At 35.4% G+C, this 19,387-nt stretch carries 23 protein-coding genes; 8 read left to right on the top strand and 15 right to left on the bottom strand.

Annotation, left to right across the window (positions count from 1 at the left end; all coding sequences use genetic code 11):
* Nucleotides 1–117 precede the first annotated feature (117 nt).
* From JF259_RS16475 to JF259_RS16460, 4 genes are all read left to right on the top strand, one after another.
* Nucleotides 118–372 (top strand): DUF3098 domain-containing protein, encoded by a 255-nt coding sequence (locus tag JF259_RS16475; protein ID WP_199116807.1) that lies wholly within the window; start codon nt 118–120, stop codon nt 370–372.
* 1 nt (nt 373) lies between these two features.
* Entirely contained in the window at nt 374–1,171 is a 798-nt protein-coding gene (locus JF259_RS16470; protein ID WP_199116806.1) for an undecaprenyl-diphosphate phosphatase, read from the top strand.
* 1 nt (nt 1,172) lies between these two features.
* Nucleotides 1,173–1,874: a tRNA pseudouridine(55) synthase TruB gene (gene truB, locus JF259_RS16465; RefSeq protein ID WP_199116805.1), complete on the top strand. Its 702-nt coding sequence runs from the start codon at nt 1,173–1,175 to the stop codon at nt 1,872–1,874.
* A gap of 151 nt (nt 1,875–2,025) precedes the next feature.
* Nucleotides 2,026–2,742 carry a TonB family protein gene (locus JF259_RS16460; protein ID WP_233164343.1) on the top strand — a complete coding sequence of 239 codons (717 nt, stop codon included), beginning with the start codon at nt 2,026–2,028 and terminating at the stop codon, nt 2,740–2,742.
* Here the strand turns inward: JF259_RS16460 and JF259_RS16455 are convergent.
* The gene (locus JF259_RS16455) at nt 2,726–3,343 is read right to left on the bottom strand and encodes a thioredoxin family protein (RefSeq protein ID WP_199116804.1); all 618 of its coding nucleotides are present in this window, start codon (nt 3,341–3,343) and stop codon (nt 2,726–2,728) included. The two genes, JF259_RS16460 and JF259_RS16455, sit on opposite strands and share 17 nt — an antisense overlap.
* Nucleotides 3,344–3,447: 104 nt before the next feature.
* Here JF259_RS16455 and JF259_RS16450 point away from each other — a divergent pair, with 104 nt between their 5' ends.
* Nucleotides 3,448–4,014, top strand: a complete 567-nt coding sequence (locus JF259_RS16450) for a DNA-3-methyladenine glycosylase I (protein WP_199116803.1) — start codon at nt 3,448–3,450, stop codon at nt 4,012–4,014.
* Here the strand turns inward: JF259_RS16450 and JF259_RS16445 are convergent.
* The 4 genes from JF259_RS16445 to JF259_RS16430 all read right to left on the bottom strand — a co-directional run bounded on the left by JF259_RS16445 (nt 4,011) and on the right by JF259_RS16430 (nt 7,138).
* Entirely contained in the window at nt 4,011–5,126 is a 1,116-nt protein-coding gene (locus JF259_RS16445) for a Gfo/Idh/MocA family protein (RefSeq protein WP_199116802.1), read from the bottom strand. The two genes, JF259_RS16450 and JF259_RS16445, sit on opposite strands and share 4 nt — an antisense overlap.
* Before the next feature lie 7 nt (nt 5,127–5,133).
* Nucleotides 5,134–5,766 (bottom strand): leucyl/phenylalanyl-tRNA--protein transferase, encoded by a 633-nt coding sequence (aat, locus tag JF259_RS16440; RefSeq protein WP_199116801.1) that lies wholly within the window; start codon nt 5,764–5,766, stop codon nt 5,134–5,136.
* Between the two features lie 91 nt (nt 5,767–5,857).
* Nucleotides 5,858–6,235, bottom strand: a complete 378-nt coding sequence (locus JF259_RS16435) for a DUF3127 domain-containing protein (RefSeq protein ID WP_199116800.1) — start codon at nt 6,233–6,235, stop codon at nt 5,858–5,860.
* Between the two features lie 33 nt (nt 6,236–6,268).
* Nucleotides 6,269–7,138: a flavin reductase family protein gene (locus tag JF259_RS16430; protein WP_199116799.1), complete on the bottom strand. Its 870-nt coding sequence runs from the start codon at nt 7,136–7,138 to the stop codon at nt 6,269–6,271.
* A 361-nt stretch (nt 7,139–7,499) separates the two neighbouring features.
* Between JF259_RS16430 and JF259_RS16425 the strand changes: the two genes are divergently transcribed.
* Entirely contained in the window at nt 7,500–8,660 is a 1,161-nt protein-coding gene (locus JF259_RS16425; protein WP_199116798.1) for a sensor histidine kinase, read from the top strand.
* On the opposite strand, the gene JF259_RS16420 is transcribed toward JF259_RS16425, so the two are convergent.
* Both JF259_RS16420 and greA read right to left on the bottom strand, forming a co-directional pair.
* Nucleotides 8,650–9,039 carry an HIT family protein gene (locus JF259_RS16420; RefSeq protein WP_199116797.1) on the bottom strand — a complete coding sequence of 130 codons (390 nt, stop codon included), beginning with the start codon at nt 9,037–9,039 and terminating at the stop codon, nt 8,650–8,652. The two genes, JF259_RS16425 and JF259_RS16420, sit on opposite strands and share 11 nt — an antisense overlap.
* 12 nt (nt 9,040–9,051) lie before the next feature.
* On the bottom strand, nt 9,052–9,525 hold the full coding sequence (gene greA, locus JF259_RS16415; RefSeq protein ID WP_199116796.1) for a transcription elongation factor GreA: 474 nt from the start codon (nt 9,523–9,525) through the stop codon (nt 9,052–9,054).
* A gap of 208 nt (nt 9,526–9,733) precedes the next feature.
* Here greA and JF259_RS16410 point away from each other — a divergent pair, with 208 nt between their 5' ends.
* Nucleotides 9,734–10,123: a Rieske (2Fe-2S) protein gene (locus JF259_RS16410; protein WP_199116795.1), complete on the top strand. Its 390-nt coding sequence runs from the start codon at nt 9,734–9,736 to the stop codon at nt 10,121–10,123.
* Nucleotides 10,124–10,174: 51 nt separating this feature from the next.
* Here JF259_RS16410 and JF259_RS16405 read toward each other — a convergent pair whose 3' ends face one another.
* The 8 genes from JF259_RS16405 to JF259_RS16370 all read right to left on the bottom strand — a co-directional run bounded on the left by JF259_RS16405 (nt 10,175) and on the right by JF259_RS16370 (nt 17,783).
* Nucleotides 10,175–12,352 (bottom strand): TonB-dependent receptor, encoded by a 2,178-nt coding sequence (locus JF259_RS16405; RefSeq protein WP_199116794.1) that lies wholly within the window; start codon nt 12,350–12,352, stop codon nt 10,175–10,177.
* Between the two features lie 388 nt (nt 12,353–12,740).
* Entirely contained in the window at nt 12,741–13,148 is a 408-nt protein-coding gene (gene arfB, locus JF259_RS16400; RefSeq protein WP_199116793.1) for an alternative ribosome rescue aminoacyl-tRNA hydrolase ArfB, read from the bottom strand.
* The gene (locus JF259_RS16395; RefSeq protein ID WP_199116792.1) at nt 13,141–14,700 is read right to left on the bottom strand and encodes a DUF4301 family protein; all 1,560 of its coding nucleotides are present in this window, start codon (nt 14,698–14,700) and stop codon (nt 13,141–13,143) included. Before JF259_RS16395 ends, arfB begins: the two co-directional genes overlap by 8 nt.
* On the bottom strand, nt 14,675–15,262 hold the full coding sequence (locus JF259_RS16390) for an AAA family ATPase (RefSeq protein WP_199116791.1): 588 nt from the start codon (nt 15,260–15,262) through the stop codon (nt 14,675–14,677). The genes JF259_RS16395 and JF259_RS16390 overlap by 26 nt, the downstream gene beginning before the upstream one ends.
* Nucleotides 15,223–15,855: a nicotinamide riboside transporter PnuC gene (gene pnuC / locus JF259_RS16385; protein WP_199116790.1), complete on the bottom strand. Its 633-nt coding sequence runs from the start codon at nt 15,853–15,855 to the stop codon at nt 15,223–15,225. Before pnuC ends, JF259_RS16390 begins: the two co-directional genes overlap by 40 nt.
* A complete protein-coding gene (locus JF259_RS16380) occupies nt 15,839–16,099 on the bottom strand; it encodes a thiamine-binding protein (protein WP_199116789.1) in 261 nt (86 codons plus the stop codon). The genes pnuC and JF259_RS16380 overlap by 17 nt, the downstream gene beginning before the upstream one ends.
* 327 nt (nt 16,100–16,426) lie before the next feature.
* Entirely contained in the window at nt 16,427–17,155 is a 729-nt protein-coding gene (locus tag JF259_RS16375) for a geranylgeranylglyceryl/heptaprenylglyceryl phosphate synthase (RefSeq protein ID WP_199116788.1), read from the bottom strand.
* Nucleotide 17,156: 1 nt separating this feature from the next.
* Nucleotides 17,157–17,783, bottom strand: coding sequence for a 4'-phosphopantetheinyl transferase family protein (locus tag JF259_RS16370; protein ID WP_199116787.1), 627 nt, complete (start codon nt 17,781–17,783; stop codon nt 17,157–17,159).
* A gap of 152 nt (nt 17,784–17,935) precedes the next feature.
* On the opposite strand from JF259_RS16370, the gene ahcY reads away from it, so the two are divergent.
* Nucleotides 17,936–19,252, top strand: coding sequence for an adenosylhomocysteinase (gene ahcY, locus JF259_RS16365; protein ID WP_199116786.1), 1,317 nt, complete (start codon nt 17,936–17,938; stop codon nt 19,250–19,252).
* Nucleotides 19,253–19,387 lie beyond the last annotated feature (135 nt).

The raw sequence follows: 19,387 nt of genomic DNA, 5'->3' as shown, positions 1-19,387 counted from the left end.
AGACTAAACAGCAATTTTTATTCTGGCTCGTAAATTTAGAAATCGTTAACGCTCTTTTATAAATAAATCTGTTACTTTGCAATCGTTATTGGCAACTTTGCGTTTACAGCTTTAATTATGGGAGAAAAAAAACAAAGAGAAAACACAAAACCTGTTTTTGTGTTTGGCAAGAAAAACTACAAATTTATGTTTATTGGTTTAGCTTGTATCGCTTTAGGCTTTATATTAATGGCTGGTGGCGGTAGTGACGACCCCAATGTATTCAATCCGGATATTTTCCATTGGAGACGCATCCGTCTTGCTCCTGCTTTAATTTTATTTGGATTTGGCATTCAAGTCTATGCTATTTTGTTAAATCCAAACAAGAAGTAGTGTGGATATAACAAATGCTATTATCCTTGGTATTATCCAGGGTCTTACCGAATTTCTTCCTGTTTCGTCAAGTGGTCATTTAGAATTAGGAAAAGCGATTCTAGGAGATCATTCCGTACCAGAAGAAAGTTTACTCTTTACAGTTATTTTGCACTTTGCTACTGCTTTAAGTACCATTGTTGTTTTTAGAAAAGACATCTTAACTATTATTAAAGGCGCTTTAACTTTTGAATGGAATGACGACTTACAATTTATTTCTAAGATTGTCATTTCCATGATCCCTGCGGTTGTTATAGGCTTGTTTTTTGAAGCACAATTAGAATCCCTTTTTGGAGGCAATATACTACTGGTTGGTTTTATGCTTATCGTTACAGCGATTTTATTGTTTTTAGCCGATAAAGCCAAAGACACCAATAAAAAAGTATCCTTTAAAAACGCATTTATTATTGGTATATCACAAGCTATTGCTATGCTTCCCGGGATATCACGTTCTGGCGCTACTATTTCGACTTCTGTCCTATTGGGTAACGACAAAACAAAAGCTGCTCGGTTTTCCTTTTTAATGGTGGTTCCACTTATTTTTGGAAAAATAGCTAAAGACGTATTGAGTGGAGACCTGTCAACCGAAAGTCAGAATTTCACATCCTTAATTATTGGCTTTATAGCGGCTTTTATCGCTGGATTGTTTGCTTGCACGTGGATGATAGCACTCGTTAAAAAAAGCAAACTCACTTATTTTGCTGTTTATTGTGCTATTGTTGGATTGATTGCCATTGTTTTTTCCTTTTTAAACACCTAACATGCTTACTAAAGAAGATTATCTTTCTGGGCAGGTTTTGCTTATAGACAAACCGCTACATTGGACCTCTTTTCAAGTGGTAAATAAACTACGCTGGAAAATTCGCCAAGCCTTTAAAATTAAAAAGATAAAGGTAGGGCATGCAGGCACTTTAGATCCACTGGCGACGGGGTTGCTTGTTATCTGTACTGGAAAAATGACCAAACAAATCGATACATTTCAAGGGCAAATAAAGGAATACACTGGCACTTTTGTTTTGGGTAGTACAACACCTTCTTATGATATGGAGACGGAGGTAAACAATACATTTTCTTCAGAACACATTACCCCAGACCTAATACAGGAAACCACGAAACAGTTCCTTGGAGATATCGAACAGTATCCTCCTTTATTCTCTGCTATAAAAAAGGATGGAAAGCGCTTGTATGAGTTTGCCAGAGCAGGTGAAACTGTTGAAATAAAGCCGCGTACTGTACATATCAAAGCATTTGAGATTACCAATATTGATGGCCTTAACGTTGACTTTAGAGTGGTTTGCAGTAAAGGCACTTACATTCGATCTTTAGCAAATGATTTCGGTAAGGCATTGCAATCGGGAGCCTATTTATCGGCACTGCGACGTACAAAAATTGGTGATTTTGATGTTGCCAATGCTGTTTCTATTGAAGAATTCATAATGGAGCTTAACAACCATATTGCTTAATTTTACGTATATTTCAATATGTAATGCTATTATCGTATACAGTTATTGCTGTGGATGAACAACACTTTTATACCATGTACTGATTCAAAATTGGTATTAAATAAAACTTTCTTTAACTGATCACGATAAATATATTGAAACTGATTTCGATTTGAAGTTAACAAATCAACATAGAGCCCTTTTAATCACGTTTTTTATTTCTGGAACGGTAGTTATGGCTGTTTTTAACCTTAACATAAAAAAACAGAGCGCTATGATCTCCGAAAGCTTTTACGAAATAGAGCCCGAAGAAGCATTAACTGAGGAAGAAGTTAAAGTACTGGAAGCTTTAGAGAAATTAAATGCCAGTAAAGCTGAAACCAACGAAGCCTTTAATGAAACCCAGGAAAGCAAACATTTTGCCCAAGCCTATAAACCCATTGCGCCCCCCGAAGACTACATTCCAAAAACCAGTGGTTTTACTGAAGGTCCTAATACAGCTTCTAAAAACTATGAGGCTACCGAAGACTCGAAATTAAAAGAAGAAGAGTTATCTAAATTCAGCAAGGTAAATGACCTTTTAAAAAAACAACAGGAAGACAGCAATAATTCCAAAAGCACTATTAGTTTTTCGTTAAAAGACCGTACTAAAATTTCCATTCCTCCTCCTGTATATCTTTGTGAGAAAGGTGGAAAAATTGTCATTAATATCACTGTTAATGCCAAAGGCAATGTTACCGACGCTTATGTAAATACGGCATCTAATTCTTCTAACGAATGTTTAAGGGAGCATGCTTTGGAATATGCTAAGAAGTCTACTTTTAGCCCACACCCAAATAGAGCATCACAAATTGGCTCTATAACGTTTTATTTTATTGGCAAACGTTAGGTTCAAAATGGCAGAGCATTTCGGTAACATCCTCTATAATATTTTGTCCTTTATTATTATTATACCAATGTTGTAAATCTTTTTTGAATTCTGGCGTCAACTTACCATACATGTTTTTAAATCGACTTACATAATTAGTTGCTTCTGTTGGTCTTGGGCCATAGGTACTTAAAACCGCTTCAGTCTCATCATCAATCATAATTAATTTAGGAATCGCCTGGGCACCGTCAGTTAAAAAAGCATTCATTAACTTAGGGTTATCATCTCTAAGCACCACTCTCAGGTCGATACGATCATTCAATGAGGCTATTTTATCTAAAGCTGGTAACATATGAGCACCATCGCCACACCAACTCTCTACTATGACAAGCCAAGTAACTTGATGGTCAAACCCCATAATTTTGTCCTGTATGTCCTCCGATATGTTAATAGTTTTATCCCAGCGCTTCATACGCCTGTCGTTAAGCTTCGTGAAATCGATCCTTTCCTCGGTTTTTTCAGAACCAGTCGTTCCATTTTCAGCAACCAATTTTGCCACCAGATCTCTATATTCCTTATACGACATACTACATTGTAAGCTCTCTTTTATTAGGGTCTTCATAACTATTTTTATTTGTGACACAAAAATTCAAGTTTCAAAATTAGTATCTTAGTCAAGTAATTAATATGACTTTTGTCATGCTTTAGCCTAAAGCTCAAATCATTATGAACACAAGAACAAAATGCAGCTGGTGTATTGGAGATCCTTTATACGAAGCATATCATGACACAGAATGGGGAGTTCCTGTATACGATGATGCTACACTGTTCGAGTTTTTAATTTTAGAAACTTTTCAAGCTGGATTAAGTTGGATTACTATATTGCGAAAACGAGAAAACTTCAGAAAGGCTTTTGATAATTTTGACTACAAAAAGATAGCCAATTACAAACAAGACAAAATTGATGCACTCTTAAAGGACACAGGTATCGTTAGAAACAAACTAAAAGTGAATGCTACGGTGACCAATGCACAGGCTTTTATAAAAATTCAGGAAGAGTTTGGTAGTTTTAGTCAATACATTTGGGGGTTTGTAAACGGCAAACCTATTAAAAATACGTGGCCGACTTTAAAAGATATCCCAGCAACCACACCAATATCTGATGCCTTAAGTAAAGATTTAAAAAAACGAGGGTTTAAGTTTGTTGGTTCTACTGTTGTTTATGCGCACATGCAAGCCACAGGCATGGTTAATGACCATATAACTGATTGTTTTAGATATAAAGAGGTTTAATCAATAGCACTAAGTTTCACGGTTTTACCCAACTTTGCACTTTTAATGGCTGCCTCTAAAATCTCAACGACTATCATATTATTTTCAAGAGCTGTAAGGTCATTTGGTTTCAATGCTACTTCATTACGCACTACAGCCTTCAGCAATGCAAACGGATCATTAAATGGAGGCGTTCGCTCTTCTAAATTAAAGGTCTCGGCAGTAAATCCGTCGTATCCTTTTGAAATATGAATACGCATATCATGTTTGTTATCAACATATATAACACCGTTTACACCGTAAATTTCCATATCCTTTCTTCCAATGGGCCAATTCCAAGATGCTTGTATAATAACTTTAACATTATCATTATAGGTTAAAATTATTGTCGCATCATCATCTACTTTAGGATTGTTTTCAGGTTGTTGTTGTAGGGTTACGGCCGTAACTGTACTGGGCTTTTCACCTTCCATTAACCAAGTGGTCAAATTAGCTCCATAACAACCAAAATCGGTAATAGCACCTCCGCCATTTTGAATGGGATCTGTTAGCCAATCTAAAAACTCTTTATTTACACCTATCTTTTTAGGACCTTTATGTCCGTCGCGTACAATAATTTTTCTAGTGGTCCCAATATAATTTTCTTTTAGCAACTCGTAGGCCTTATGGTTAGTAGGATACCAAGTGGTTTCATAATTGGTGAGCAAATGTATGTTGTGCTTCCTAGCAAGCATTTTCATTTTCTTTGCATGCTCGACACTAACCGCTAAGGGCTTCTCAACCATAACATGAACACCTTCTGGAGCACAAACTTCCACAACATGTAAGTGCTCATAAATCGAACCAAAAGCTGTAACAGCCTCTGGATGTGTAGCAGCAATCATCTCCTTTATTGTATTATACACTATAGACATGGAATAACCATACTGTTGTGCATAGCGTTGGGCAAGATCCTTATTAGGCTCTACAATGCCTACAACATCGATATCCTTTCGATCCAGATCGCTAAGGATCCAATGAACATGCGAATGACTAAGCCCAACAACACCAACCTTTAAAGGCATCTCTTGACCCAATGTTCGTATAGGTATTAGCAAAATAACGCAGACTATAAGCCATATTCTTTGTGCCATTTTTACACTATTTATTTGTTAAATACTTTAGAAACATATCTCTCGGTATCTCTTCAGCTCCCAATCGTTCTAAATGATTGGTATATACTTGACAATCTATTAAACTATAATTGCTGTTTTTAATAAAAGTAATAAACCCTGCCTTACTAGCATTACTCTCATTGGTAAACATACTCTCTCCACAAAACACGCCATTGTCTAAATCGACCCCATACAATCCTGCAACTAAAATACCTTCTTTCCAAACCTCAACCGATTTGGCATATCCCATCTCATGTAATTCAACATAGGCATCAATCATGTCGCCGGTAATCCAAGTGCCTGACTGGCCTTCTCGCTTTGCCTTAGAACATTGTATTATGACTTCTTCAAACGCTTTGTTTACTGTCACTTCATAATCACAATTACGCAGTACTTGCTTCATACTTTTAGAAACCTTCAGTTTTTCAGGAAACAAAACAAAACGCGGATCTGGTGACCACCATAAAATTGGTTCTCCATCACCAAACCATGGAAAAATCCCATTTCTGTAAGCATATAACAAACGGTGAACGGATAAGTCTCCCCCAATAGCCAGCAAACCTTCTTGTGTTGCTTCTGTTACATCTGGAAACCATATGTCTTTTGATAGGTACTGCATCTAAATTATTATCTTAAAAAAAACAACCCCAATGCTAATAACATTGAGGCTGCTTAAATCTTTTAATCGTTTTTTAGGTTATCCCCATAATTTAAAACGGCAAATCGTCGTGCTCGTCTTCATTCAAATTTCCTGCCGGCTCAAAAGCATCTGCTGGAGGAACAGGCGGCATGTTTTCGCCACTAGCACTCGCTTGTAAAGCCTCAATACGCCAACCTTGGATGGTATTAAAATACTTAGTTTCTCCTTGTGGATTTACCCACTCTCTTCCTCTTAAATTAACACTTATTTTTACCTGCTGACCTACTTGATAGCTATTTAGCAAATCGGTTTTATCTTGAATAAATTCAATCATAATATGTTGAGGGTACTGCTCATCAGTAGTTACAACAATTTCTCTTTTTCTAAACCCATTACTTCCAAAAGTTTGAGTTTCTCCTATCATTTTTACGCTTCCTTGAACTTCCATTAATTATAATTTATATCTATTATTTAATTTATACTAACTTAATAAAATTTTCCAGGCACTATCCACATCACCATAGCTTAAATAATTACGTGCCAAAATATGTTTTTCCCTGTGCGTCGATTTCTTAATATCCGGATACCTAGCCTCAAGTCCTTCTATAAAATCTTTTACCATAGTGGGTGTTGGCAAAGCCTCTATATTTCCTAACATACCTAAATCATTACCTGTTAAAATCATACTATCTTTAACATGGTCTGGAAAACTATCTACACCAATTCCCAAGGTAGATAAAGGCTTAGGTATTTCAAAAAAACCTTTATTTGCCCGACTGTAATAACTTCCTCCTGCTCTGGCCACCAAATCTAATTTTTCCTGGTTTATAGATTCATCATCATTAAGAACGTCGGTGTTTATATGCATCTTTACAACTTCACATATAATTAAATTTCCAGCACCTCCTTCTGTTCCTAGCTTAATAATGTCATTGACCTTACATTCAAATTGCACCGGTGATTCCAAAACCCGAAAAGGCTTTACAATATCCGATTTCAACATAGTTAACCCTGCCTTGTCAAACTCATTAACCCCAGCACCATATTCGGTACTACTCAGGGACATTTGATGCACAATATCGTAGTTAACAACATTTATCACCACCTCCTTTATTTTTTCCACATTTTCTAAGGTATGCTTAGTCGTATTGTCCCTAACACGACGCGACGGCGAAAATATTAATATTGGCGGATTTGCACTAAAAACATTAAAAAAACTAAAAGGCGATAAATTAGGGGTTCCACTTTTGTCTACCGTACTCGCAAAAGCTATAGGTCGAGGAGCTATCGCACTTAACAAATAACTATGCAATTTACTGGTTGACAAACTGTTTGGCTCAAACGACCTCATTCACCTTTTAATTTCCACAAAGCTAATTAAAATATTTATTAAAAATTAATCATGAATTTATTATTAGTTCACATCTACAAAATTTCTATACCCATTCTTCATTTATAAAATTATAAATAATGAACTCATCTTAACTTTTTTGATTGAAGTGAAAATTAGCAATTTTGAACTTGATGGAAGGCATTTTTAATTTGCATAGCAGGGCTACGGAATGAGAAAATGACAAAAAGCAGGCTCAAAAGCGCAATTTTTTAACCAATTGGAAAAAGTCAAGATGAGTTCAATACATTTCCCAACATATTGCACAATAATTTTAGCGGATTTACATTATATTACATATTTAAATTTATTTATTAAGTTAATGGTCTTTGCAAAACACAGAAATACCTTACGCTGGGTTATTATTGTTATCTCGTTTGGTATTGTATCCCTCATTTTATGGAACACCTATTCCTTTTTTCAGCACTTTAAAAATGAAGAGCGTATAAAAATGGAAAATTTGTCCATAGCTCAAATGAATTTGCTTAAAGATACCGATCTTGAAAATGACATTGGCGAATTAACGCTGCAAGTCCTCAACAGCAATACAACCACACCAATGCTCCTTATAAATGCAAATGGCAGCATAGAAAGCTTCTTTAACATTAACGAAGAAAAAATTAAGGACGATGCCTTTGTAAAGAAAACCATAAACCAATTTAAAAGGGAAAACACCCCCATTGATGTTATAGTTGGAGGTAAAAGGGTAAGCACAATATACTACGGCAACTCTCCATTGTTAAATAAACTTAAATATTATCCTCTAGCTCTGTTACTTATTATTTTCCTTTTTATAGTTGTATTATTCCTCTTTTATAAAAGTTCAAAAAATGCCACCCAAAATAAGCTATGGTCTGGAATGGCCAAAGAGACAGCCCATCAAATTGGCACACCTCTATCGTCGTTGATAGGTTGGGCCGAAATTTTAAAGTCTGAAAATGTTAATCCCGACTATATTTTTGAAATAGAGAAAGACATAGACCGACTACAAACCATTACCGAACGCTTTAGTAAAATTGGGTCGGCTCCCACTTTAGAAGTAGTCAATATTATTGAAGAAACTATCAATTCGTATGATTACTTGAAATCGAGATCTTCTAAACTAATAGATTTTGAACTTATTACACCCGAAGAACCCATTTTTGTAAATTTAAATAAACAGTTGTATAGTTGGACGATTGAAAACCTTGTTAAAAATGCCATCGATGCTATGAAAGGAAGAGGAAAATTGACTGTTGAAATCTCGGAGTTGGAAGACACCATAAAAGTAAGTGTAACCGATACAGGAAAGGGTATCCATAAAAAATTGTTCAATAAAATTTTTGAACCCGGGTATACAACGAAAAAACGCGGATGGGGCTTAGGACTCTCCTTAACCCAACGTATTATTGAAGATTTTCATAATGGAAAGATAAGTGTTCTACAATCTGAGATAGACAAAGGAACAACCATACAGATTGCTTTAGATCGTGCTATAGCTTAGCTTGAATAGCTTTGGCTATTTCTTGAAACGCATCGGGGGATAACCTTGCCTTTTGAATAAACCGAGCATCCTCCATGCTGTGCAGTGGTATTAAGTGTACATGTACGTGAGGTACTTCCAGACCAATTACCGATACGCCCACACGCTTACAGGGTATTGCTTTCTCAATAGCAATTGCAACACGTCTTGAAAAAGCCATTAGACCATTATATGTCGCCTCGTCCAAATCAAAAAGTTTATCAACTTCCTTCTTGGGAATACATAGTGTATGGCCTTTACTATTGGGGTTTACATCCAAAAACGCCAAAAAATCATCTGTTTCGGCTACTTTATAACACGGAATCTCTCCCTTAACTATTTTTGTAAAAATTGAAGCCATAACTATATACTTTTAGCGTGATATTTCTACTATATCGAATTTAATAACACCATTGGGCACTTGAATTTCGGCCACATCTCCAACCGATTTTCCTAATAGGCCTTTACCGATAGGTGAATTCACCGAAATCTTACCAGAGGCCAAATCGGCTTCTCCATCAGCTACCAACGTATAGTTCATTTCCATACCATTGGCTTGGTTCTTTATTTTAACTTTTGACAACACTAATACCTTTGAATTATCCAGTTGTGATTCATCAATAACGCGAGCACCTGCTAATGCGTCTTCTAATTTAGAAATACGCATTTCCAACATACCTTGTGCTTCCTTAGCAGCATCATACTCGGCATTTTCACTTAAATCACCTTTATCCCTTGCCTCTGCAATTGCCTTTGAAGCTTTTACGCGTTCAACATCTTTTAGGTGTTTTAACTCATCTCTTAGCTTTTTAAGCCCTTCAGGTGTATAGTAAGATACTTTACTCATAACTTCATCGTTTATTTAATAAAAAGATTCCGAAAACACACTTTGACGATGCTCGGTGAATCGTTCGGAATAAAAAAATCCCGCATAAACGAGATCATATAACAAATATACAAAATATTTAACGCAATTTGCTTTTTGTTGTAAATTGCAATTTAATTCTTAGGATTCGATGAAAGCTTTTTTTTACATACTATCACTAACTTTTTTTATGTCTTGCAGTTCTAATTCTATCGACAATAAAAACTGTAAATTCCTGCTAGATATAGGTGTTAATGTAGCTGTTAACCTCAACCTCCCACAATATAGCCAACTCCAGTTTACGGGTAATTCGGCATATGTAGCCAATGCTGGCAATGGTGGTATTATAGTGGCTTTTACTGGTGCCGACTACCTTGCCTGGGATGCAGCAGATCCCAACCACCCACAAAGCGAATGTTCGGTACTTGTTAATTCTGGTTTAAATGCTACTTGCGGCTGTGATGACAAAAACACTTATAGTCTGGTAACGGGCGCTCCTCTAAACAATGGCACATTGCAATGTAGTTTACGTAATTACCGTGTAACCGTTAGCGGTAATACGCTTTTAATTTCCAACTAAAAAGCCCCAACAAACTTGCTGAGGCCTGAATAATTAATACATTTTATTTATCTAAAACTTTAGAGTAACCCCTGCTAAAAAGTTAGTTGTTGCTTGTGGGTAATACACATAATACCCTCCACCATAATCAAATCCATTGGCATTATACTTCACGTTTGTTATATTATTTACAATACCATTCACTAAAATCGATTTAAAAATGGCTTTTGGCTTAAACTCGTAAGCAAGATTAAAATCTAAGGTATTATATGCCTTCAATCTTGAATCCTTATTGCCTATATTATTCATTAATTGTTTGCCAACGTACTTATTAACAAGTGCTAATTGCATTCCCTTTATAGGTGTATAATTAAGCGCTGTACTTGTTACCACATTAGGAGAATAAGCTATATCTGTTTCCCCCAAAGGCTCATCCTCTATAAACTGTCCTTTATTTAAGTTTCTATTTCTACTTAAAGTAAGGTTTGATTGAATTGTTAGCTTGTTACCAACAGCAATAAACGTCTCTAATTCGACCCCCGCCCTATAACTTTTTCCAGCATTAGCTCTTATGGGTGCACCTACATTATCTATTGCGCCTGTTAAAACTAACTGATCGTTATAATACATAAAATATGCATTGGCATTAAATTTTATCTTTTTACTCTTGTAACGGTATCCCAATTCAAAATCATTAAGCTGTTCCGGTTTTACATCGGCACTGTTTTCAAAATCTGTTCTGCTTGGCTCTCTATTCGCTCTTGCATAAGAACCATAAATATTGTTATTACTATCCAGATTTATACTAGCCCCTATTTTAGGATTGATAAAATTGTACTTTTTATTAATCTCAAACAAAGTACGATTGGAGCCTGTTCCATTGGTTTTATATTCTACGTACCTATATTGCAAATCTCCATAAAGGCTTAATTTATCATTTACTTTGTAGGTTGCTTTCGAAAATCCACTAGCATCGCGTTTTTTACTTTGCCCAAAGTAATAACGATAATCTTTACTAATATCTACTGCATATTGCGCCCAAATAATTTCTCCAAAATGATCACCTTCGTAAAGACTAAACGATCCTCCTGTTATTACATCCAACTTATCATCTTTAAAATTCAAACTTGCATTAGCCACATAAAAATTATTATCCAACCATTTTCTACGAACATAGTCCATACTTTCTACCGTATTACCGTCAACCGTAATAGGCTCTAAACCTAAAAATGAAAATTTTGAATCGTCTGCCCAATACACATTAGTATAGAAATAATTATCTACATACTCTTCATAAAAACCCCTTCCATTGGTATAGTTCAAACCTACATTTAAAGATAGTTGATTGTCAAATCGTTCATTCCAATGTAACTGATAATGATCTTGCCTGTAGTCATCTACTTGATTGTCATAAAATCCTGTATTGTTACCTTCGTCATCAGTTATAATTCCGGCAATATTGTACGTTCTATTGGAGTCAATAGTAAAAACATCTACACCATACCAAGCTTGATATGTTATTTCTTCACCCCCAAACGCTATGGCTTTTATAAGACGGTTGTTGTCTTTATAGGCTCCTTGTAAAAAATAGGATTTTAAATCGGAACTAGCCCTGTCTATATAACCATCTGACTCGATCTTAGACAATCGACCAGAAAACTCAACCTTTTCATTAAGCAACCCTGTGCTAAATTTAATGTTATGCCTAAGTGTATTAAAGCTACCATAACTATTGGACACCGATACAAATGCTTCATTTGAAATGGCATCGGTTAAAATATTAATACTGGCTCCAAATGCACCAGAACCATTAGTAGACGTTCCGACACCGCGTTGTACCTGAAGACTTTCTACAGAAGAAGAAAAATCCTGTAAGTTAACCCAAAATGTCCCCAAGGATTCTGCATCATTATAGGGTATACCATTGATAGTAATATTGGTAGACTCGCCACTTACACCACGCACTCGAATGCCTGTATAGCCAATTCCCGCGCCTGCATCACTGGTTGTAACCACCGATGGCAAGTAATTTAACAACACTGGTATATCCTGACCTAAATTACGCTTTTCCAATTGCGCTTTGGTTACATTAGAATGTGTAATGGGAGAGGTTGCATTTACACGAACCGCTTTTACCAAAACCTCATCTAATTTTTCAACCTTTGTTGAATCTTGATCAACTTGCTTTTGTTGTGCTTTCATATTGACAGAGAACACTAAAAGCATTAAAAAAAGAAATAATTTTTTCATCTGTTAAATTTTATCGTTTTTATAAATCAGATGTAATTCGCCAGTAATAATTTTGGTTAATATCAACCAAATATCATGGCTCATTTCATACGATTACATTTAAAATCGAATAAAAAGAGGTAATTATTCTTAAGAGTTATAATTTTTTGATAAATAAAATTATCCAAACGGCATTTATCGCCTCCCTAAACAGCATTATCTGTTCTAGGTTCAATGGGTATGATCTCAGCCTTTCGAAGTTAAAAGCTAAAAGTTTAAAAGTTAAAAGTCCTAATGAATGAACTACAAACTAAAAACTAATGTCCGCTAACTGAAAAAGCACCCCTTTTTGAGAACGCTGCAAAAGTAATTTAGATTTACGAATTAAGAATCAGGTTTTTCGTTTTTTTTAGTCAATATCAGGCTTTTTCCTATTTTCTTTTCTGTCTGAGCGTATCCGCTTACTTTTTAAGCGTTTCCGAATTACTGCTTTCGGGACTTTAGTAGGAACTCTTTTTTTAGGGCGCACCAAACTAGTTCTTATAAGGTCAAAAAAACGCTTAGCGACCAATTCCTTGTTTTTATGTTGACTTCTACTTTCATCACATTGTAAAACAAGCACACCTTTGGTTGTCAACCTATGTTTAAGTTTCTCTTTGATTCTTTGCTTTTCACCATCATTAAAAACCAATGATGCTTCAAGATCGAACATTAACTCCACCTTAGAGGCTACTTTGTTTACATGCTGTCCGCCACTACCAGAGCTTCTCACCGCTTTAAAAACAGCTTCCTGTAACAGGGTTTCTTTATTAATCATAAGAAACTTGATGGGGTATTTTCAATAAATCATTTACCGTTTTTACTGGATTGAATGTTAGCAAAGGCACTTCAACAAAAATGGAGTTCCAATATGCCATACTCCCGTTCCATAACCCCGGCAACTCCAATGCTTTTATATCGACTCCATTCTGGTTTTTTTCGGTAATAAAAGCTGCTTTGTTATCCACAAACTTTGTTAGATCGAAAGGCTCTCCTTTATAGTTTTTAACACCACAAACTAAATCTACCGGATTGAAATGTGTAGCACTTCTAGCAATTTCTTTGTGTTGTTTATTTTTGGTATCGATTTGTGCCGACTCAACAATTTGTAAGGACACATCGCCACTTCCATTATTAACCCAAAATGGCCCGCCTCCCGGTTCACCTTCATTTTTCACCATACCACACACGCGAATAGGTCGGTTTAATTTTTCTTTTAAATATTCTATTTTAAACGCTTGGGTATACTTGTTAAAATCTGGGGTTACTACTACACTCAATTTTTTGGACAAAAAATCTACAATACCTTGCTGTTCTTTATCTGGTATCTGCCCTTGATCCAATTGGTATAAATACTTAAATGCTTGTGCTTGGATTTCCAATAATATCCCTGCCAATACTTTTTTATAATAAGACACTTTCTCTTTCTGTTTGGACACAACAACATTATCAATATTCTTTATAAAAATCAAATCCCCTTCTAAATCATTAAGATTCTCAATTAATGCTCCATGTCCAGAGGGTCTAAATACCAAACTACCATTTACTTTTCTAAAAATTTTATTTTCAGAGGTTAAAGCAATAGTCTCAGTCGATTTTTTCTGGTAAGAAAAAGATATATTGAATTTCGTTTTGGTTTGTTCTTCTACATCTTCTTCAATATACCTAAACTCCTCACCAAATCTATGGTTATGCCTTTCTGAAATTGTAAAGTGTAATTTGACCTTATTACCTGATGATGCGTATAAAGCTGCTTCAAATAAATGCTCTTCGAAAGCCGTCGACACATGCTTTTTATAACGATGAAACGGCAATAAGCCCTTTGGAAAAAAACTATAGTTTAACCGATCTTCATCCAACATGGTTTTTACAAACTCCACTCTTTTTTCATCATAAGACAGCTCGTTAAAATTAGGAACTACTTCATGTAACTTATGCACTACTTCTTCAAAAAAGGGCAACTTTTCCAGTCCTACCAAGAATATTTTTAAATCGTTATCCTTATTTCTATTTATATATGCATTAATACTTTCTTTTTCAGCGTCATATTCATTTAAAAAACGAAATAGAAATTTAAACATACGGGTTGCCAACCCCGAAGCCGGCACAAATTTCACTATGGATAAGGCATCACGAGCATTTTCATACCGATCGATATAATCTTGCTCTTTGGACGCTTCAATTGCTAATATTCCGTTACCTACAGAAGCTGCTTCAACCAAATTAGAGTAAGGCATACCTGCCTTGATCAAAGCTATTTGCGCTCTCACCTTCTCAAGCGTTAATTCATTCGTTTTAATCTGTTCAATATCCTTTTCTGTAAATATCATCTTTACTTTTCATTAATTCATCTATGTGCTTTACAGCTACTTCCAAGCGTTCTTTTTTATTACCTTCCAATAGTACATAGGGTCTTTTATTCTCGATTAATGCTTTTTGAAAAGCTTTAAACATACCCTCCCGTTCATTGGGCTTATCCCTAATTCCATCTGCCTCCCAAGGAATATCTATGTTGGTCAAAAAATAGAGATCGTATTGATTTTCTATAGCAAACTTGTCTAGTATTTTTGGCACATAACCATTGTAATAGTTCGCACTGTACACTTTAGTTTCCAAAAGATCAGTATCACAAATCAACAATTTTTTTACCTGTTTCGCCAATTTATTCTCTAAGGCCATTTGCCCCCGGGCTATTGCTAACACATCTGTCCTTGTTAGCTCTTGGTTGTTGGCCGCTTTCTCTTCGGCATATAATCGTGAATACTCGGGTACCCAAAGTGTCTGGTAATGTGCTGCCAATTGTTTGGCCAAAATGGTCTTTCCTGTACATTCTGGTCCAAACAAAACAACTTTTATGCAATCTGATAGTTCCTGTCTATATGCTTCTTCCATGCCAAATAACCAAATATTGCAATTACTGTAAATCCTAGATATTGAAAACTGGTAAACACCAATCCTTTATAGAAATATAATGGAACCGAAATAATGTCCCCTACAATCCAATATATCCAATTTTCAATTTTACGACGCGCCATGAGCCACATTCCAACAAAAAATATAGCCGTTGTAAGTGTATCTACATAAGCAACCCAATTAGACCACTTACCATATACATTGTAAACCACGCATACAAATAACAAGGCCCCGATAAATATAAATATGCTTAACAGCTTTTCTTTGTTCGATGTTCTGGATATAGGGGTTTCATGTGTTGCATCAACTTTACGGGTCCAAACATACCAACCATAGATACTCATTATAAAATAATATGCGTTAATCATCATATCTCCCAACAACTCCCATTTTAACAATAAGTACACAAAAATAAGCGTGCTCAACATCCCTGTGGGAAATACCCAAACTTTATTTTGTTTTGAATACCAAACCGACAAAAAACCTAGTATAACTGCTATTATTTCTAAAACAACATCTAAAACTTGATAATTAGAATATTGGTCGAAAAGAAAATCAAAAATGGGGTTCATAGTCTTGTCTGTCTGATTTAACAATCTTCATTAATAGCAAACCACGTTCCATAAGTTCAAAAGCTTCTTTAATTTCGGTTGTTAATAAACGCATTACTGTATCATAATCGCCATAAACTTGAGTACTTAATGGATTCTCTAAAACCTTTAAATTTGAAGCTCTTAGCTTTTTTATAAAATGAATGATTGTTGGTTCGTAATCATCATGCAAGGGTGTTAATGTTAGCTCTACTGATATTTTCACACGTTTAAATTTTAGTAATTAATTGATTTTATTGCAATTATAAAATTAAGAACGTGTGCAACCACTCCATACACTCGTTCTCTCATTAAAAATTTTAAACATTCCCTTTTGTGAAGTAATTTTTAAAATTTCTTAATGCTCGTTTCATCTGTGTTTTTTTATTGTTTTTCTATAGTCAGATGTAACATCTATATAACTATTCTGCTGTGTGACAAAATCTTTAGTCATGGATGCTTCATTTTTTAAATCTTACTAATCTTTTGGTTTTGTTTAGAGTCTGTTAAACATGTAAAACTATATAACAGACTAAACAGTTCACGATCTAAATTATGGCTTCTTTAGATCATCAAAAAACGACTCATTGTTCTCAAAAGCTGTGCCAATAACAACCATATCGGCACCAGAACTATAAGCGTTTTCTAACTGTTGCTTACTTTTTACGCCTCCTCCAACAATAAGTGGAATTTCCAGTTCATTTTTAACTCTTTTAATTATATAATCCGATACCGGATGTATAGCTCCACTCCCTGCTTCTAAATAAATTAACTTCATCCCTAATAGCTCTCCTGCTTTTGCAGTATCCACAATATTTTGAACATCGGCCCAAGGCATCGGTTTTGTTTGCGTAACCTTTTGCACGGCGGTTTCTTTTCCGTTTTCTATGAGTAAATATCCCGTTGAAATAACCTCTAAACTTAACTTTCTTAATTTAGCAACGGCTTGAACCTGTTTTGTTATAAGATAATCGGGATTTCTACCAGATAGTAGTGACAAAAACAATAGTGCATCGGCCTCACCCGTTATTTGAGTTACATCTCCAGGGAATAATACAACCGGCAGTTTTGTTTCTGCTTTGATCTTCGCAACTAAAACTTCGGTTTTGTAAAGATCGACAGTACTTCCTCCTACAAAAATATGGGTTGCTACAGACCTGTTTATCTTTTCAACAAACCCAGTCACTTTTTCAAGTAACATCTTATCTGGATCTATTAAAACCGCAAGAAGTTTTTCTTTCTTTTGAACAAGTCCCTGTATGTTACTGTAAATCCCTTCCATATTAGGCTACAACATAGGCACAGGTAAACCCTTCAAATTCCAAAAATCTAATTTGATAGCGGTATTTCTTTTCTTTATAATCAATCCAAGCTACCGTTTCATCCGTGTCAACCCCAAAAGGAATTACCAAACAATGGTCTTTGAAACTTAACCCAGGTGTAGCAAACAACTTATACAAGGATTCTTTAACACACCAAATAGCAGTAAGCTTATTAACGTAATTGGTCTCTAATTTATTTAAATATTCAAACTCATATTCTATAAATTTATGCGCTATAACACGTATTTTTTCACGTTGTTTCTCTATATCAATTCCTACACAACCATCACTAACAACGACTGCTGAAAATTGAAATGAATGGGTTATTGATATATGTTTACCATCACTTAAATGCGGCTTTCCATTAGCATCATAAAACAAATCTGAATCTTGATATCCAAATGCCATCAACAAATGCCTTACGCTTAAAAAACCACGTTGATGTATATTACTTTTCATTCCTAAAACCCGCTCCAAACTTTCCGGCTTCAATGTGACAGATTCCATTAAATCCTGATAGGTCTCTGTTATCTTCCAGATTTTAACTGTAGTTTGTGAATTTGGGGTAATGGTTTTATATAAAGGCATTTAATATTCTGAAAGTTATTGGTTATCTTTGCAGTCGATTTTGAAATAAACAAAAAACAACACAGCAATACTAAAAATTGTTAAGCGAATTTAACTATTTTAAGTTCTAATAACAATGTTGTTTTGTTTAAAAAAACATAAAGAAAATTGATATGAGTACAAAAACCATTGCTTACGTGCCTAATAAGGTAAAAGATATGTCCCTAGCGGCATGGGGAAGAAAAGAGATTGAATTAGCCGAAGCAGAAATGCCTGGGCTTATGAGTCTTCGTGAAGAATATAAAGATTCACAACCATTAAAAGGCGCCCGAATTGCAGGATGTTTGCATATGACCATACAAACCGCTGTATTAATTGAAACCTTACAGGCTTTAGGCGCAGAAGTTACTTGGAGTTCTTGTAACATTTTCTCTACCCAAGACCAAGCTGCCGCTGCAATAGCTGCTGCTGGAACAGCCGTTTATGCATGGAAAGACATGACCGAAGAAGAATTTGATTGGTGTATTGAGCAAACCCTTTTCTTTGGTGAAGATAGAAAGCCCCTTAACATGATCCTTGACGATGGAGGCGATTTAACCAATATGGTATTGGATAAATACCCCGAACTTGCAAGTGGTATTAAAGGCTTATCTGAAGAAACAACTACGGGAGTGCACAGGCTTTATGAGCGTGTTAAAAATGGTACATTACCCATGCCCGCCATTAATGTTAACGACTCGGTAACAAAATCTAAATTCGACAATAAATATGGATGTCGCGAAAGTGCTGTTGATGCGATTCGCCGTGCAACCGATGTGATGCTTGCAGGTAAACGTGTTGTAGTTTGTGGCTATGGCGATGTTGGTAAAGGTACTGCTGCCTCCTTTAAGGGCGCTGGAAGCATTGTAACTGTTACCGAAATTGATCCTATTTGTGCTTTACAGGCTGCCATGGACGGTTTTGAAGTTAAAAAATTAGAAACTGTTGTTAGCAATGCCGATATCGTTATTACAACCACGGGCAACAAAGACATTGTTAGAGCTGAGCACTTTAAGGCAATGAAAGACAAAACAATAGTTTGTAATATTGGACACTTCGACAATGAAATCCAAATGGCTTGGTTAAACGACAACTATGGAGATACCAAAAACACTATTAAACCTCAAGTGGACAAATACACAGTTGATGGTAACGATATTATTGTTCTAGCTGAAGGTCGTTTAGTAAATCTTGGCTGTGCTACCGGACATCCAAGTTTTGTAATGAGCAACTCGTTTACAAACCAAACCCTAGCACAAATTGAACTATGGAACAATGCCGGTGCATATGGAAACCAAGTATATATGCTACCTAAACACTTAGATGAAAAAGTAGCAAAATTACACTTAGAAAAAATTGGTGTAGAACTTACTGAGCTTACCGAAGAACAAGCAAGCTACATTGGTGTAACGGTTGAAGGTCCCTTCAAACCTGAGCATTATAGATATTAAGTTTATTTAATATTGAAAATCATTAGTGTCCGATAAAGTTTTTTAAAAGCGGGATTTCCATAGTTGGATTTCCCGCTTTGCTTTATATCTTGTTTTACCACAAAACCAGATATGAATAAAAGTACAAACTTTAGC

The organism is Snuella sedimenti (assembly GCF_016428595.1).
Lineage (GTDB): Bacteria > Bacteroidota > Bacteroidia > Flavobacteriales > Flavobacteriaceae > Snuella > Snuella sedimenti.
Note: the sequence above shows the minus strand (reverse complement) of the source record. Positions and strands in the feature narration are given on the sequence as shown.

Bases quoted from the DNA above. Each gene is read 5' to 3' on its own strand.
- JF259_RS16410 (WP_199116795.1), top strand. From the start codon at position 9,734: ATGTCTTGCAGTTCTAATTCTATCGACAATAAAAACTGTAAATTCCTG.
- JF259_RS16375 (WP_199116788.1), bottom strand. From the start codon at position 17,155: ATGGAAGGGATTTACAGTAACATACAGGGACTTGTTCAAAAGAAAGAA.
- JF259_RS16420 (WP_199116797.1), bottom strand. From the start codon at position 9,039: ATGGCTTCAATTTTTACAAAAATAGTTAAGGGAGAGATTCCGTGTTAT.
- greA (WP_199116796.1), bottom strand. From the start codon at position 9,525: ATGAGTAAAGTATCTTACTATACACCTGAAGGGCTTAAAAAGCTAAGA.
- JF259_RS16370 (WP_199116787.1), bottom strand. From the start codon at position 17,783: ATGCCTTTATATAAAACCATTACCCCAAATTCACAAACTACAGTTAAA.
- JF259_RS16475 (WP_199116807.1), top strand. From the start codon at position 118: ATGGGAGAAAAAAAACAAAGAGAAAACACAAAACCTGTTTTTGTGTTT.
- aat (WP_199116801.1), bottom strand. From the start codon at position 5,766: ATGCAGTACCTATCAAAAGACATATGGTTTCCAGATGTAACAGAAGCA.
- JF259_RS16395 (WP_199116792.1), bottom strand. From the start codon at position 14,700: ATGATATTTACAGAAAAGGATATTGAACAGATTAAAACGAATGAATTA.
- JF259_RS16445 (WP_199116802.1), bottom strand. From the start codon at position 5,126: ATGGCACAAAGAATATGGCTTATAGTCTGCGTTATTTTGCTAATACCT.
- arfB (WP_199116793.1), bottom strand. From the start codon at position 13,148: ATGATTAATAAAGAAACCCTGTTACAGGAAGCTGTTTTTAAAGCGGTG.
- ahcY (WP_199116786.1), top strand. From the start codon at position 17,936: ATGAGTACAAAAACCATTGCTTACGTGCCTAATAAGGTAAAAGATATG.
- JF259_RS16455 (WP_199116804.1), bottom strand. From the start codon at position 3,343: ATGAAGACCCTAATAAAAGAGAGCTTACAATGTAGTATGTCGTATAAG.
- JF259_RS16390 (WP_199116791.1), bottom strand. From the start codon at position 15,262: ATGGAAGAAGCATATAGACAGGAACTATCAGATTGCATAAAAGTTGTT.
- JF259_RS16450 (WP_199116803.1), top strand. From the start codon at position 3,448: ATGAACACAAGAACAAAATGCAGCTGGTGTATTGGAGATCCTTTATAC.
- JF259_RS16435 (WP_199116800.1), bottom strand. From the start codon at position 6,235: ATGGAAGTTCAAGGAAGCGTAAAAATGATAGGAGAAACTCAAACTTTT.
- pnuC (WP_199116790.1), bottom strand. From the start codon at position 15,855: ATGAACCCCATTTTTGATTTTCTTTTCGACCAATATTCTAATTATCAA.
- JF259_RS16405 (WP_199116794.1), bottom strand. From the start codon at position 12,352: ATGAAAAAATTATTTCTTTTTTTAATGCTTTTAGTGTTCTCTGTCAAT.
- JF259_RS16425 (WP_199116798.1), top strand. From the start codon at position 7,500: ATGGTCTTTGCAAAACACAGAAATACCTTACGCTGGGTTATTATTGTT.
- JF259_RS16430 (WP_199116799.1), bottom strand. From the start codon at position 7,138: ATGAGGTCGTTTGAGCCAAACAGTTTGTCAACCAGTAAATTGCATAGT.
- truB (WP_199116805.1), top strand. From the start codon at position 1,173: ATGCTTACTAAAGAAGATTATCTTTCTGGGCAGGTTTTGCTTATAGAC.